The 14,177-nt window shown below is 68.9% G+C and carries 8 protein-coding genes; 3 read left to right on the top strand and 5 right to left on the bottom strand.

Annotated elements, in window-relative coordinates:
- Positions 1-362 precede the first annotated feature (362 nt).
- The 3 genes from N6H00_RS29825 to ngcE form a co-directional block, all read right to left on the bottom strand.
- Complete coding sequence (locus N6H00_RS29825) at positions 363-1,307, bottom strand: carbohydrate ABC transporter permease (protein ID WP_443073079.1); 945 nt, start codon at positions 1,305-1,307, stop codon at positions 363-365.
- Between the two features lie 61 nt (positions 1,308-1,368).
- Positions 1,369-2,286: a carbohydrate ABC transporter permease gene (locus N6H00_RS29820; RefSeq protein WP_268974922.1), complete on the bottom strand. Its 918-nt coding sequence runs from the start codon at positions 2,284-2,286 to the stop codon at positions 1,369-1,371.
- Between the two features lie 80 nt (positions 2,287-2,366).
- On the bottom strand, positions 2,367-3,803 hold the full coding sequence (ngcE, locus tag N6H00_RS29815; RefSeq protein ID WP_268974921.1) for an N-acetylglucosamine/diacetylchitobiose ABC transporter substrate-binding protein: 1,437 nt from the start codon (positions 3,801-3,803) through the stop codon (positions 2,367-2,369).
- A gap of 339 nt (positions 3,804-4,142) precedes the next feature.
- Here ngcE and N6H00_RS29810 point away from each other — a divergent pair, with 339 nt between their 5' ends.
- The 3 genes from N6H00_RS29810 to N6H00_RS29800 all read left to right on the top strand — a co-directional run bounded on the left by N6H00_RS29810 (position 4,143) and on the right by N6H00_RS29800 (position 9,775).
- Positions 4,143-4,664: a hypothetical protein gene (locus N6H00_RS29810; RefSeq protein WP_268974920.1), complete on the top strand. Its 522-nt coding sequence runs from the start codon at positions 4,143-4,145 to the stop codon at positions 4,662-4,664.
- Positions 4,665-4,858: 194 nt separating this feature from the next.
- A complete protein-coding gene (locus tag N6H00_RS29805) occupies positions 4,859-8,716 on the top strand; it encodes a GH92 family glycosyl hydrolase (protein WP_268974919.1) in 3,858 nt (1,285 codons plus the stop codon).
- Positions 8,717-9,004: 288 nt separating this feature from the next.
- Positions 9,005-9,775 (top strand): PIG-L deacetylase family protein, encoded by a 771-nt coding sequence (locus tag N6H00_RS29800; protein WP_268974918.1) that lies wholly within the window; start codon positions 9,005-9,007, stop codon positions 9,773-9,775.
- Here N6H00_RS29800 and N6H00_RS29795 read toward each other — a convergent pair.
- Together N6H00_RS29795 and N6H00_RS29790 are read right to left on the bottom strand one after the other, a co-directional pair.
- Positions 9,772-10,674 (bottom strand): hypothetical protein, encoded by a 903-nt coding sequence (locus tag N6H00_RS29795; protein ID WP_268974917.1) that lies wholly within the window; start codon positions 10,672-10,674, stop codon positions 9,772-9,774. The genes N6H00_RS29800 and N6H00_RS29795 overlap by 4 nt on opposite strands.
- Positions 10,675-10,830: 156 nt before the next feature.
- Complete coding sequence (locus N6H00_RS29790) at positions 10,831-14,109, bottom strand: GH92 family glycosyl hydrolase (RefSeq protein WP_268974916.1); 3,279 nt, start codon at positions 14,107-14,109, stop codon at positions 10,831-10,833.
- Positions 14,110-14,177 lie beyond the last annotated feature (68 nt).

Genomic DNA, 14,177 nt, shown 5'->3' with positions numbered 1-14,177 from the left:
CCGGACCGCAGCAGTGAGGCCCGGCTGTGTCTCCAACATGTGAACTCTAAGCTGAGCCGCCACGGTTGTCCCACGTCAAGTCCCTGACCGCCGCGGACCGGCTCGCACACCCCTCCCGATGTCCTCCGCCCGGCACACTGCATCTCTCCCGCCCACCGCCCGGCATATCCCCCGCCCGCCGCCCGGCATATCCCCCGCCCGCCGCCCGGCCGTGTCCACGCCAGCGTACGACCGGCCCGACCAGGCGGAACACCCCGGGGAGCGCACAGCCGCGACGGCCCCGTCCTCTCCGTCGCGCGGGTCACGCGGAGAGGACGGGGCCGCACGGGGAGATGTCCGGTGCCCCTATGTGAGCGCGCCCGCTACTTGAGGGCGCCCGCGGTCAGGCCCGCCTGGACCTGCCGCTGGAAGAGGATGTAGACGGCCAGGACCGGCAGCATCGCCAGCACCAGACCGGCGAACAGCGCGGACCAGTCGCCCTTGTACTGCTGACTGGCCGCGAGCTGCACCAGCCCCTGGGTGAGCACACGCTTGTCCTCGTCGGTGTTGAGGACCGTGGGCAGCATGTACTGATTCCACTGGCCGAGAAAGTTGAAGATCCCCACGCTGATCAGTCCGGGCTTCGCCATCGGCAGCATGACCTGGAAGAACGTACGGGTGTGGGAGGCCCCGTCGATCAGGGCCGCCTCCGCCACCGACGACGGCAGCGTCTTGAAGAACGAGGTCAGGAAGAAGACCGTGAACGGCAGCGAATAGGCGATATAGACCAGAATGAGCCCATGGAAGGTGTTGAGCAGGCTCATGTTCTTCATCACGAAGAACAGCGGCACCAGCGCCAGGATGATCGGAAAGCTCATCCCGCCGACGAACATGAAATAGATGAACCGCTTTCCCGGGAATTCGAACCGGGCCAGGATGTACGCCGCCATCGAGCCCAGCAGCATCGTGCCGATGAGGGAGCAGCCCACCACCAGGATCGTGTTGAGGAAGAAGTCGCCGATGTTCGACTTGCTCCAGGCCCGGGACCAGTTGTCGAAGTGCAGGGCGGAGGGCAGCCCCCAGGGCGAGGTGAAGATCTGCTTGTCGGTCTTGAGGGAGCTCATCACCGCCCACAGCAGCGGCAGCGTGACCAGCAGCCCCCAGATCACCAGGATGCCGTGCGAGAAGACGTTGAGGACCCGGCCCTCGCTGCCGATCCGGCCCTCGGCGGCCGGGCCCGGCGGCTGCTTGCGGACCGGCCCGGCGGGCGGCGCCGCGTCCTCCTTGGTGACGCCCGGGAGCTCCGAGGGCTGCGCGTGCGAGGTCACTGTGGTACCCCCAGATCGGCGGTCGGGCGGTGGTGGCCGGGTGCGGTCGGTGTGCTCGGCATCAGTACTCCAGCCGTTCGCGCCGGCCGAGCCTGGTCACGATGACCGCGAAGACCAAGGTGACGATGAGCATCGCGACGCCGATCGTGGTGGCCCGTCCGGCCTGCCCGTCGTGGAAGGTCTTGGTGTAGACGTAGTAGCCCATGACCTGGGTGGAGTCGGCGGGGCCGCCCGGCCCCACGGTCATGATCTGCACCACGGCGAAGGCGTCGAGCGCGATGATGCCCATATAGATCCAGCCGGTCTGGACCGTGTCCCACAGCAGCGGCAGAGTGATCTTGAAGAAGGTTTTGACCCGGTTGGCCCCGTCCAGCAGCGCCGCCTCGTAGAAGTCCTTCGGGATGGAGCTCATCCCGGCGGAGAAGAGGACGACGTAGAAGCCGACGTTGCTCCAGACCATGACCGCCATCAGGCACCACAGCGCGAGCTTCGGATCGGCCAGCCACTGCTGCTGGAGCGCGTCCAGGCCGATTCCGCCGAGGAAGGCGTTGATCGCGCCGTTGCGCGGGTTGTAGGTGAACTGGAACAGCAGGGCGACGATCGCGATCGACAGCACCTGCGGAAAGAAATAGATCACCTTGTACAGGCTCGACCCGCGCACCCCGGAGACGGCCGCGTTCTTCCTGCCCCGGCCGCCCACATTGAGCATGAAGGCGAAGAAGAGTCCGAGGCCGAGCGTCACCAGCGGCACCACCAGCAACAGCAGGACATTGTGTCCGACCGCTTTCCAGAAGATGTCGTCGTGCAGCAGCCAGTCGTAGTTCTTGAACCCGACCATTTCGAAGTCGGAGCTCAGACCGGTCCAGTCGGTGAACGAGTAGTAGATGGCCTGGACGAATGGCGAGATCACGAAGACCGCGTAAAGAATCACCGGCAGGGCCAGGAACCCCGCGATGAACCGGTACTTCCCATGCTGCATTTCTACCGACCTCGGTCTTCCGCTACGGATGGTGCCGCCGGCGACGCGTGAAAAGCCTCATCAGGTGTGCTTGCGCTGCATCAGACGTGCTTGTACTTCTTGACCGCGTCGTCCTTCGCCGTGTCATCGGCGAACTTCTGACACTTCTTGATCGTCTCGGCGGGGGTCATCCGGCCCGCCATCATCTCGCCGAGCGCGCCGACGCCGATCTGCTGCTTCTGAAGCGTCACGTACCAGTCCTGGAGCCGCGGGTTGACCACGTTCTTGCCCGCCTTGGTCAGCGCCTCCTGCGCGGACGCCAGACCCGGCGGCAGGTCGAGGCCGTCGGTGCCGCCGTTGAGGGAGGAGAGCGAGGAGACCTGCTTGATGAAGTTCTTGGTGGACTTCTCACCGAGCATGATCCGCAGCAGCTCCATGCCGCCCTCGGGGTTCTTGGCCGACTTCGGGACGATGAAGGGCTCGCCGCCGGAGGCCCAGAGGGTGCCGAACGGCAGCTTGTCGCTCTTGTCGAGGCTGGAGGGCGCGCTCACCGCCATCTGGAAGTCGTCCGGCGTGGTCTTCTTCGCCTCGTTCTCCACCCAGGAGCCGTTGGGGATGAACAGCGCCTTGCCCTCGTTCCACGCGGTCTGGGACTCGATGTGGGAGAGGCCGGGGGTGCCCTTGAGGATGTACCCCTTCTTGTAGAGCTCGTAGTAGGCCTCGAAGGCGGCCTTGACGGCCGGGTGCTTCCAGGCGTTCGGCTCCAGGTTGTCGATCGAGTCCAGGACCTCCCGGCCGCCGATCTTGGCGATGAAGGGGTAGAGGCTGAACGGCAGGTAGTACGGGAACTTGCCGGGGTAGGTCCAGCCCGCGATCCCCTTCTTCTTGGCCTTCTCGCAGACCTTGAGCATGTCGTCCCAGGTCTCGGGGTACTCCACGTCGAGCTTGGCGAGATTGGTCTTGGAGTACCAGACGCCGTAGACGGTGTAGGCGTAGTAGAGGATCCACACCGGCTTGCCGTCGAACTGGCCCATCTCCACGACACCGGGGCGCAGGGTCTCGCGCACCGTCTTGTTCGGGTCGTCCAGGGAGGGGGCGTCCAGCAGCGGGGTGAGGTCGGTCAGCTGGTTCTTGCCGACCAGGGTGCCCATGTCCATCTGCTCGGCGCCGGAGTTGTCGACGAGGTCGGGCGGGGTGCCGCCGTTGAAGCGCGGCTGGAGCACGGTCTGGATCTTCTGGGTGGCGGCGTGCTTGATCTTGCCCTTGGTCTTCGGGAAGGCCGCGGCGTACTCCGCCTCGGCGTCCTTGGCGTACTGCTGCCCGAAGCCGCCGTCGAAGATGACCACGTCGAGCGCGGCGCTCTCGTTCACCGCCAGGGGGTTCTTGGCGCTCTTCTTGCCCTTGTCGACCTTCTTGGAGTCGTCATCGCCGCCGCTGGCGCAGGCGGACAGCGCACTCATCGCCGGCACGGTGATCAATCCGAGCGCCGCCGAGCGCTTGATCAGGTCACGACGGCCCACCTCTGAGGAGAATCCCATGCTCAAGTCCTCGCCTTCGTCAGGACTCAGGCGGTGTAACGGTCTCCCGTACATGCTCGCCTCCGGCGAGGGGCCCCCGACACCGCGGGTCAGTTGAAGCGTCAAGCGGAGTATTGCTGGGTGTGCGCCGGGGAGTGCGGAGGCCCGCCGAGGCCCTCCGATATGGGCCGCGGTGCGGCCTTCCCCCTGGGGCGACAGGTATAGTCCACTCGGCCGCATATGGGCAAGATCGAAAGGTCTTCGGGTTTCAGTCTTTCCCGAGTTGAGACCTGTCCGACATACCGTGGGGGAGACAGTCCGTGCGGCACGCCGCCGTGCGCTCCTCGAAAGGCGGTCTTCGTGTCCCGGAAGCAGCTCACCTTCGCCACCGGCATGGCCGTGGCCGCGACACTCGCCCTCACCGCGGGGTGCGGCTCCGACAAAGGGGGCTCGTCCGCCGGGGACAGCAAGGGCGGCGCGGCGATAGGCAAGGGCATGGCCCAACTGCCGGTGGAGCCCACCCAGGAGCCGACCGACGACCCCTACGACGACCCGTATGACGAGCCGTCGGACGATCCCACCGGCGGCTCCGGCCTGGTCACCTCGGACGCCAAGATGGGCACGTGCGGATGGGGGTCGGACGGCAAGCCCTACGCCAACGTGGAGATCAGCAACTCCAGCTCCGACACGGCCTACTACTCACTGCTGGTCGGCTTCGTCGACAGCTCCGACGAGGTCGTGACCACCGGAACGAAGTCCGACGCGTCCGTGGCAGGCGGCGCCGACAAGACCATCAAGGTCACCGGGCTTCAGGCGGACAGCTCCCACACCGCGAAGAAGTGCCGGCTGTCGCTCGCCACGAAGTCCGACGAGACGGGCTGACGGTCCGCTATATCGCCTCGGACGAGGGCCGTACCGCCTTCACGCGGTACGGCCCTCGTCGTGCTTGCGCCGGGCTGACCCGCGTCGACGGCTGTCCGCAACCTTGACACCACCCTCCCCCTGCCTCCCTACTTATCACTGCCCGACCCAGTGGACAACGTTGTCAGACTCGTTGAGAGGCTGAGTAGCTGAGTATGCGACAGAGACAACCACTAAGACGATGGCGTGGGATCGGACGGCCGGCCGCCCTGGTGGCGGCCGTCGTGCTGGCGGTGACCGCCCAGGGCGGCGCGGTCGCCGCCCCCGCCGACCCGGCCTCCGCGCACCACGCCGACCGCACGTTCGCCTCGTCCTTCGAATCGGACGACCCCCAGCCCGACTGGCGCAACACCGTCGAAACCGGCCCCGACGGCGAGAAGAAGGCGTCAGGGGTGGACGGAAGCTACTCCGCCGGGATACCCGGCAACGTCACGGACAAGGTCACCGAGGTCCGGGCGAGCGGGGAGAACACCGCGGGCGGGGAGATCAAGGAGAACCTGGTCGACGGCGAGGTCACCACCAAGTGGCTGGCCGTCGACACCACCGCCTGGCTCGAGTTCGACCTGAGCGAGCCGGTCGAGGCCATCCGCTACGCCCTCACCTCCGCCAACGACGCCCCCGGCCGGGACCCGAAGGACTGGACCCTCAAGGGCTCCGCCAACGGCTCCGACTGGACGACGCTGGACACCCGTAAGGACGAGACCTTCTCCTCGCGCCAGCAGACGCGGGAGTTCACCTTCGACAACGGCACGGCGTACCAGCACTTCCGGCTGGAGATCAGCCGCAACGCCGGGGACGACCTCATCCAGCTCGCCGAGGTGCAGTTCGCGAACGGCGACACCAGTACGCCCGCGCCCTCCGACATGCGCACCCAGATCGACCGGGGCCCGACCGGCTCCCCCACCGCCAAACCCAACGCGGGCTTCACCGGCACCCACGCCCTGCGTTACGCGGGCACCCACAAGCCGGACGGCCGGGCGTACTCGTACAACAAGGTCTTCGACGTCGACACGGTCGTCACCCGGGACACCTCGCTGTCCTACCAGATCTTCCCGTCGATGCCCGAGACGGACCTCAACTACCCGGCCACCCACGTCTCCGTCGATCTCGCCTTCACCGATGGCACCTACCTCAGCGAGCTGCCCGGCGCGGTCGACCAGCACGGCGCCCGGATGAGCCCGCAGGGCCAGGCCGCCGGCAAGACGCTCTACGTCAACCAGTGGAACCACGTGGAGTCGCGGATCGGGTCGGTCGCCGCCGGCAAGACGGTGGACCGGATACTCGTGGCCTACGACTCCCCCAAGGGCGCCGCGCAGTTCCGCGGCTGGGTGGACGACGTCTCGATCGCCCCCAAGGCCCCCGAGAAGCCGCTGGGGCACCTGTCCGACTACGCCGTGACCACCCGCGGCACCAACTCCAGCGGCAGCTTCTCGCGCGGCAACAACTTCCCGGCCACCGCGGTCCCCAACGGCTTCAACTTCTGGACTCCGGTGACCAACGCGGGCTCCACCGACTGGCTCTACCAGTACGCCCGCGCCAACAACGCCGACAACCTCCCCACCATCCAGGCGTTCAGCGCGAGCCATGAGCCCAGCCCCTGGATGGGCGACCGGCAGACCTTCCAGGTGATGCCGTCCGCCGCGGCCGATGTCCCGGACGCCTCCCGGACCGCCCGCGCCCTGCCCTTCCGCCATGAGAAGGAGACCGCCCGCCCCTACTACTACGGGGTGACCTTCGAGAACGGCCTCAAGGCGGAGATCGCGCCCACCGATCACGCCGCGGTCATGCGGTTCACCTATCCGGGCGAGGACGCGAGCGTCCTCTTCGACAACGTCAACAACAACGGCGGGCTGACCCTCGACGCCGAGCACGGCGTCATATCCGGCTACTCCGACGTCAAGAGCGGACTGTCCACCGGCGCCACCCGGATGTTCGTCTACGGGGTCTTCGACGCCCCGGTGAGCGCGAGCGGCAAGCTGGAGGGCGGCGGCGGCAAGGACGTCACCGGCTACTTCCGCTTCAAGCCGGGCAAGGACCGTACGGTCACCCTGCGGCTGGCCACCTCCCTCATCGGCGTCGACCAGGCGAAGGCCAACCTCGACCGGGAGTTGCCCGCGTCAAGGTCGTTCGAGCGGGTCAAGCGGGCCGCGCAGAGCGCCTGGGACGACATCATGGGCCGTATCGAGGTCGAGGGCGCGGACCACGACCAGCTCACCACGCTCTACTCCAGCCTCTACCGGCTGTACCTGTATCCCAACTCCGCCTACGAGAACACCGGGACGACGGCGAAGCCGCGGTACCAGTACGCCAGCGCCTTCTCGCCGGCCACCGGGGAGAACACCCCGACCCACACCGGCGCGAAGATCGCCGACGGCAAGGTGTACGTCAACAACGGCTTCTGGGACACCTACCGCACCACCTGGCCGGCCTACTCCCTGCTGACCCCGAAGCGGGCGGGCACGATGGTCGACGGCTTCGTCCAGCAGTACAAGGACGGCGGCTGGATCTCCCGCTGGTCCTCACCGGGCTACGCCGATCTGATGACCGGCACCAGCTCCGACGTGGCCTTCGCCGACGCGTATCTGAAGGGCGTGAAGTTCGACGCCGAGGCCGCGTACGAGGCGGCACTGAAGAACGCCACCGCCGCGCCGCCCTCGTCGGGCGTCGGCCGTAAGGGCATGTCCACCTCGCCCTTCCTCGGCTACACGAGCACCGAGACCCACGAGGGCCTGTCCTGGGCGCTGGAGGGCTATCTCAACGACTTCGGCCTCGCGAAGATGGGCGAGGCGCTCTACGCGAAGACGAAGAAGGCCCGCTACAAGGAGGAGTCCGAATACTTCCTGCACCGCGCGCAGGGGTATGTCTCGCTCTTCGACGACAAGGCGGGCTTCTTCCAGGGCAAGGACGCGGCAGGGAAGTGGCGCGTCGACTCCGATAAGTACGACCCCCGGATCTGGGGCAACGACTACACCGAGACCAACGGCTGGGGCTACGCCTTCACCGCGCCCCAGGACAGCCGGGGCCTGGCCAACCTCTACGGCGGCCGGGCGGGCCTGGCCAAGAAGCTGGACACCTACTTCGCCACCCCGGAGACCGCCTCCCCCGAGTTCGTCGGCTCCTACGGCGGCGTCATCCACGAGATGACCGAGGCGCGGGACGTCCGCATGGGCATGTACGGCCACAGCAACCAGGTCGCCCACCATGTGACGTACATGTACGACGCGGCCGGCCAGCCGTGGAAGACCCAGGAGAAGGTGCGCGAGGTGCTCTCCCGCCTCTACACCGGCAGCGAGATCGGCCAGGGCTACCACGGCGACGAGGACAACGGCGAGCAGTCCGCCTGGTACATCTTCAGCTCGCTCGGCTTCTATCCGCTGGTGATGGGCGGTTCGGAGTACGCGGTCGGCTCGCCGCAGTTCACCAAGGCCACGGTGCACCTGGAGAACGGCCGCGACCTCGTCATCAAGGCCCCGCGCAACAGCCGGACGAACATATACGTCCAGGGCCTGAAGGTGAACGGCAAGGCGTGGAACTCCACCGCCCTGCCGCATGAAGTCCTCGCCAAGGGCGGCACGCTGGAGTTCACGATGGGCGCCAAGCCGTCGAAGTGGGGCACGGGGAAGAACGCGGCACCGTCCTCCATCACCCAGGACGACAAGGTGCCGACACCGCGCCACGACCTGACGGTGCCCAGCGGCGGCACGGCGCTGCTGGACAACACCTCCGGCACGGAGGCGACGTTCGAGTCCGTGGACCTGCCGGTCACGGAGGCGGGCCGCGCGGTCCAGTACACCCTGACCTCGTCGGACCGCGGCAAGGCGCCGACCGGGTGGGTGCTCCAGGGCTCGCGGGACGGCAAGGACTGGAAAGACCTGGACCGGAGGTCGGATGAGTCCTTCACATGGGACAAGCAGACCCGTGTCTTCTCGGTGCGCACGCCCGGGACGTATGAGCACTACCGGTTGGTGGCGGACGGCAAGGCGACGCTGGCGGAGGTGGAGCTGCTGAGCTGAGCCATGCGGTAAGGGTGCGGGCCGTGGCCGCGAGTTCTTGGCGGCCACGGCCCGCCGTGCGGTGCGGCCGCACACGGCTTGTTGTCCGGGCGGCCGCACACCGCGTGTTGAACGGTGCGGGGCCGTCTGCCCCGCCGTCTCGCGCCTTCGGCGCCAATGACCACGGGCGGCGGGGTGGGCGGCACCGCGCCGCCGCCGGCCGACGACCGGTGGGGGCGGGAGGCTGATGGGCGCCTCCCTGCGCGGCCACCGCGCGGGGCGCCGACCGGGAATGCCAGGATGGGCCGTATGGCCACCGTCCTGGCGTTCCACGCCCACCCCGATGACGAGGCACTGCTGACCGGGGGCACGCTCGCCCGGCTCGCCGACGAGGGGCACCGGGTGGTGCTCGTGGTCGCGACGGACGGCCTGATGGGCGCCGTCCCGGCGAACGGCGAAGCACCCCGCATGCGGGAACTGCGTACGAGCGCGGCCGTGCTCGGGGTCGACCGTGTCGTCCACCTCGGCTACGCGGACAGCGGCCACGGCCCGCTCCTCCACCCGGACCCGCCGGACCGTACGCGCTTCGCGCGGGCGGATACGGAGGAGGCTGCGGAGCGGCTGGCGGCGGTCCTGCGCGCGGAGCACGCGGCGATGCTGATCGGGTACGACCCCAACGGCGGCTACGGCCACCGCGACCACGTCAAGGTGCACGAGGTGGGGCGGCGGGCCGCCGAACTGGCCGGGACCCCGAGGGTGCTGGAGGCGACGATGCCGCGCGACACCGCCGAGCGCCTGGTCCGGCTCGTACGGCTGCTGCGGATACCGCTGCGCTTCGACCCCGACGAGCTCAGCATGCGCTTCAGCGCGCGCTCGGCCATCACCCACCGCTACGACGTGCGCCGCTACGCCCGCCAGAAGCAGGCGGCCCTGGCCGCCCACCACTCCCAGCTGAACGGGACCGGCCGCATGAGCGCCGTCATGCGGACGATGACCCGGCTACCGGCCCCGCTCTTCGGGCTGCTGCTGGGCCGGGAGTGGTTCATCGACACCTCCAGCTCCCGGCCCGCGCAGCGCTAGCCTTCGGCGAACAGCTCCTCCGTGCGGGAGACGGTCGCGGCCCGGTCCACCCAGGTGCCGAGGACATCCATGTCCTTGCACGACTCGATGCGCTCACGCGTCTCGGCAGTGACCTCGAGCTCCCGAGCCTTGAGGATCCGCAGGAGAGCTTCGGCGTGGGCCTCGGCTCGGGCCTCGGCGTGGGCCTCAGCCCGGACCTCGGCGAAGGCCCGCTGCGCATGGTCAGAACGGAAGAAATCCAGCAACGCGGACATCAGGTCGCTCCAAGTCTTTCGTGCCGGGGTGTTGCCGAGTCCCGCTGCGACGAGCTCGGCGTACATGATCGCCTCGTCGATGTGAAGGGTCCTGGTGAGTGTGGTCGCCAGCACCTTCAGTATGCCATCGACGTTTTCGTCCCTACTATGTGTCATCGCGGAGAAGGCGGCGATCGGGATATCCCGCGCCACCTCTTTCGCATCAGTGATGACGGGAACGTTACCGGGGCCCAGAACGAGCGGGTGAACCGTCAGGGACGGGAAATGGGGGATGCCGAGCGTGACCGGGCGGGCGGCCCAGCGGGCTGTAGCCTCGTCCGGGCAGAGCACGATCAACACCGGCTGGTGGCCGAATTTCGCGTGCATGTACGAGAGGTAGTAGGCCCAGGCCGCCGGCTTCTTGGTATCTCTTCTGCTCTGGGATTCGATCGCGAACAGATACGTGCCGTCATTCTCGGTCTCGACCTGCAGCAGGGTGTCCACGCGTCGTTCGACCGGTGCGATCTCGGTGAGGTCCGGGCTGACGAGAAACGCTTTGTCCGGCTCGGGGAACGGAACGCCGAGGAGCTGTCTGAGCGCTCGGACGATGGCCCCGGTGTCCTCCTGGAAAATCCGGTGGAGGGCTTCGTGTGAGGAACTGACCATGCGTTGAACGCTAAAGACATCTCGGCAATTGCCGATGGCAATTGCGCTGGCTTCACTCGAACGTATCGGCAGCCATTATGGGTTGACCCGGTCAAGGTTTCGCCGGGCCGCCCTCGGCAGGGCGGCCCGGCGAACCGTGCGGAGTGGTCCCGAAAATCAGCCGCGGGCCACCGCGAAGACGTGCAGGTCCGCGTTGTCCGGCAGGGTGATGCTCTTGATGGTCTTGCCCTCCGGCGCCTGGAATGCCTTCGTGGCGAAGATGTACGCGTCCACCACGTCCTTGTCGCCGCCACTGATGTTGCGGTACGAGGTCTTGGCGACGGTCACGTTCCCGTACTGGACCGTTCCGCCGCCGCCACCCACCGTCCAGTCGGTGAAGGACAGGTCCGTGGTGTCCGTGGTGCCGTCCGTGTAGGTCACCTTGGCCGTGGCCTTCTGGTTGCCGTTGACGGCGCTGCCGATGAAGGACAGGGCGGTGGAGGCCGGGAGGTCGATGGTCTGGCCGGTGGCGGAGGCGTTGTCGGGGCGGCCGGCCGGGGAGGCGGGCCAGGTGAAGTCCAGGCCCTGGACGGTGGCCTTGGCACCCGGTTCGAGGCCGGCGGCGGCGAGGGCCTGCCGGGAGTAGCTCCAGCCGCCGCCGTCGTAGTCGCCCTCGTCGTGCTCGCCGTCGTCGTCGGTCGCGCCGACGTTGTTGTACGCGGCGAGCAGGGTGCCGGGGGCGGCGACGGTGAGCGTGATCGGCTGGACGACCTCGGTGTCCTCGCTGGTCACCGTCACCTTCGCATCGTAGAAGCCCTCGGCCGTGTCCTTCCCGGCGCGCAGCGAGATCTCCACCGTGCCGTCCGGCCCCACCGTCCCGGAGGCGGGTGAGGCGGTGATGCCGTCGGGCGCGTCGGTGGTGAAGCGCACCTCGGGGCGGTCGCCCTCGCTGACCGGGACGGCGGCCACCTTCACGGTCAGGCTCTCGCCCGGGGCCAGTGTGCCCGTGGTCGGCCCGACGCCGATCTGGTACGGCTGCTCGCCCTCGCGGAAGGAGGGCGGGGCGTCGGACGCGGACGCGCCCCAGGCGCGGTCGGGGGCGTCGGACAGGGTGTAGTCGAGCGTTCCGCCGTGCTGGACGAAGGACTCCGGCAGCCAGGGGCGGTCACTCGCCCGCCCGTTCACCTTCAGCGACTGGACGTACGGCGCGTCGGGCGCGGCCTGCGGGGCGCGGATGGAGATGTCCCGGCCGCCGCGCTCGATCTCGACCCTGGGGAAGAGGGGTGAGGCCAGGACGAGTTCGGCGCGCGAGGGCACCTGCGGGTACATGCCGAGGGCGGAGAAGACGTACCACGAGGACATCTCGCCGAGGTCGTCGTTGCCGGGGATGCCATCGGGGTCGGTGGTCCACAGCTGGCGCATCGCGGCGCGCACGGTCTCCTGGGTCTTGTACGGCTGCCCGGCGTACGCGTACAGATACGGGACGTTGATCGACGGCTCGTTGTCCAGCTCGGACTTCTCACCGCCCGCGCCCGTCAGCGCCCAGCCCCCGTCGGCGTCGTGGAAGAAGGCGTCCAGCCGCTTGATCGCGGCGTCCTTACCGCCCATGGCGGCGAACAGACCGGCGGGGTTGTGCTGGACCATCCAGGTGTACTGGGCGCTGGTGCCCTCGACGAAGCCGTTGCCGGTGGCCGGTGTGAAGCCGGTGACCCAGCTGCCGTCGGCCTTACGGTTGGCGATGTAGCCGCCGGTGGCGGGGTCGGCGGCGGCGTTGAAGGTGTTCTGCCACCACTGGGCGCGGCGGGCGAAGGTGTCGGCGGTGGACTTCCGCCCCGCGGCCCGCGCCAGCTGGGAGAGGGCGAAGTCCGCGCCGGACATCTCCAGGGTCTCGGCCGCACCGCCCCAGGCGTTGGAGACGGACGGCATGTAGTGCAGCTTCAGGTACTTGTCGAGGGAGGGCCGCTGGCCGACCGACATGATGGGCTTGCCCGCCGGGCTGAGGTCCTTGTCCGTCGGCACGGTGGCCGCCTTGACCAGCGAGTCGAGGGCGGCGTCGAGGTCGAAGCGGGTGCCGCCGAAGGCCCGGATGCCGGCGAGGGCGGCGGGCGACGGATCGCCGTTCATCACATGCGTCCCGGAGGCGCCCTGGAGCCAGCGGTCCCAGACGCCGCCGTTCTGCTGGGCGAGGTTGAGCAGGGACTGGGCGATGTCGGAGCCCTTGTCCGGCTCCAGCAGGGTGAGCAGCTGGACCTGGGAGCGGTAGACGTCCCAGCCGGAGAAGGTGCCGTACTGGGCCCGGTGGCCCCGGCTCACCCGGTGCACCTCACCGTCGCCGCCCCGGTACCGGCCGTCGGTGTCGCCGATGACGTTGGGGTGCAGCAGGGAGTGGTAGAGCGCGGTGTAGAAGGTGGTGCGGTCCGCGTCCGCGCCGCCGCCGACCCTGATGGCGGACAGCTGCCGCCGCCAGGCGTCGTACGCGGCGGTCCGCACCTGGTCGAAGCCGCGCCGCGGCGGGTTCTCGGCGGCGAGGTTGGCACGGGCGCCCTTGTCGCTGACGTAGCTGATGCCGACCTTGACGCCCACCTGGCGGGTGCCCGGGGCGAACTGGAGATAGCCGCCGGAGCCCTTGCCGGCGACCGGACGGCCGTCGCTGCCATAGCCGGTGCCGCCCTCGGCGCTGGTCGTGCCGGGCCGCAGGGTGCCGTCCTGCCAGGTGCCCTGGGCGGTGAACGGGGTGTCGAACGTGGCGGTGAAGTGCAGCGTGTAGTAGCTGCGGCGGCCCTCGGGATCGAGGTAACCGCAGAAGTTGCCGCTGGTGACCGAGCCGGAGACGGTGCGGTGCGCCGGGTCGATGGTGAGGTCCGCGTCGGTGCTGCCGACCTCGGAGGAGGAGGTGCGGATCAACAGGGACGCGGTCTTGTCCGCGGGGTAGGTGAAGCGGGCCGAGCCGGTGCGGGCGGTGGCGGTCAGGTCCGCGCCGGCGCCGGAGGCGAGGCCGACCTTGTAGCGGCCGGGTTCGGCGGTCTCGTCGGAGTGGCTGAAGTCGGCGGCGTAGACCTGGTCCTTGGTGTCGGCGGAGGGTGAGGAGGTGACCTCGCCGACGTACGGGAAGAAGGGGATGTCACCCGCGCCGCCCGCGCAGCCGGTGCCGGACATATGGGTCAGGCTGAAGCCGCGCACACGGGTGGCGTCGTAGTGGTAACCGCCGGGCGCGACGGTGCGGGTGGCGTCACCGCGGGTGTTCTCCGGGCTCCACGACAGCATGCCGAAGGGGACGACGGCGCCGGGGAAGGTGTCGCCGCCGGCCGCGCTGCCGATCAGCGGATCGACGTACGCCGCCGGGTCCTTGACCAGCGTCGGCGGCGCGGCGGCCGACGCGGGCGCGGTGGCCGCGGTGGCGAGCAGCCCCGCGGTCAGGGCCGCGGCCGCCAGGGCGGCCAGGGGTCTTGAGGGCATTGCGGTCCTACCTTGTCGGAAGGGCCGCGATCACCGGGTCGAACAAGCCGTGGGGACCGTACCGCACG

The sequence above is a fragment of the Streptomyces sp. S465 genome, from assembly GCF_026898115.1.
Classification (GTDB): domain Bacteria; phylum Actinomycetota; class Actinomycetes; order Streptomycetales; family Streptomycetaceae; genus Streptomyces; species Streptomyces luomodiensis.
This window is presented reverse-complemented; position numbering and strand designations above follow the sequence as displayed.

Excerpts from the sequence above, each read along its gene's own strand:
- N6H00_RS29790 (WP_268974916.1), bottom strand. The coding sequence starts at position 14,109 with ATGCCCTCAAGACCCCTGGCCGCCCTGGCGGCCGCGGCCCTGACCGCG.
- N6H00_RS29805 (WP_268974919.1), top strand. The coding sequence starts at position 4,859 with ATGCGACAGAGACAACCACTAAGACGATGGCGTGGGATCGGACGGCCG.
- N6H00_RS29800 (WP_268974918.1), top strand. The coding sequence starts at position 9,005 with ATGGCCACCGTCCTGGCGTTCCACGCCCACCCCGATGACGAGGCACTG.
- ngcE (WP_268974921.1), bottom strand. The coding sequence starts at position 3,803 with ATGGGATTCTCCTCAGAGGTGGGCCGTCGTGACCTGATCAAGCGCTCG.
- N6H00_RS29820 (WP_268974922.1), bottom strand. The coding sequence starts at position 2,286 with ATGCAGCATGGGAAGTACCGGTTCATCGCGGGGTTCCTGGCCCTGCCG.
- N6H00_RS29795 (WP_268974917.1), bottom strand. The coding sequence starts at position 10,674 with ATGGTCAGTTCCTCACACGAAGCCCTCCACCGGATTTTCCAGGAGGAC.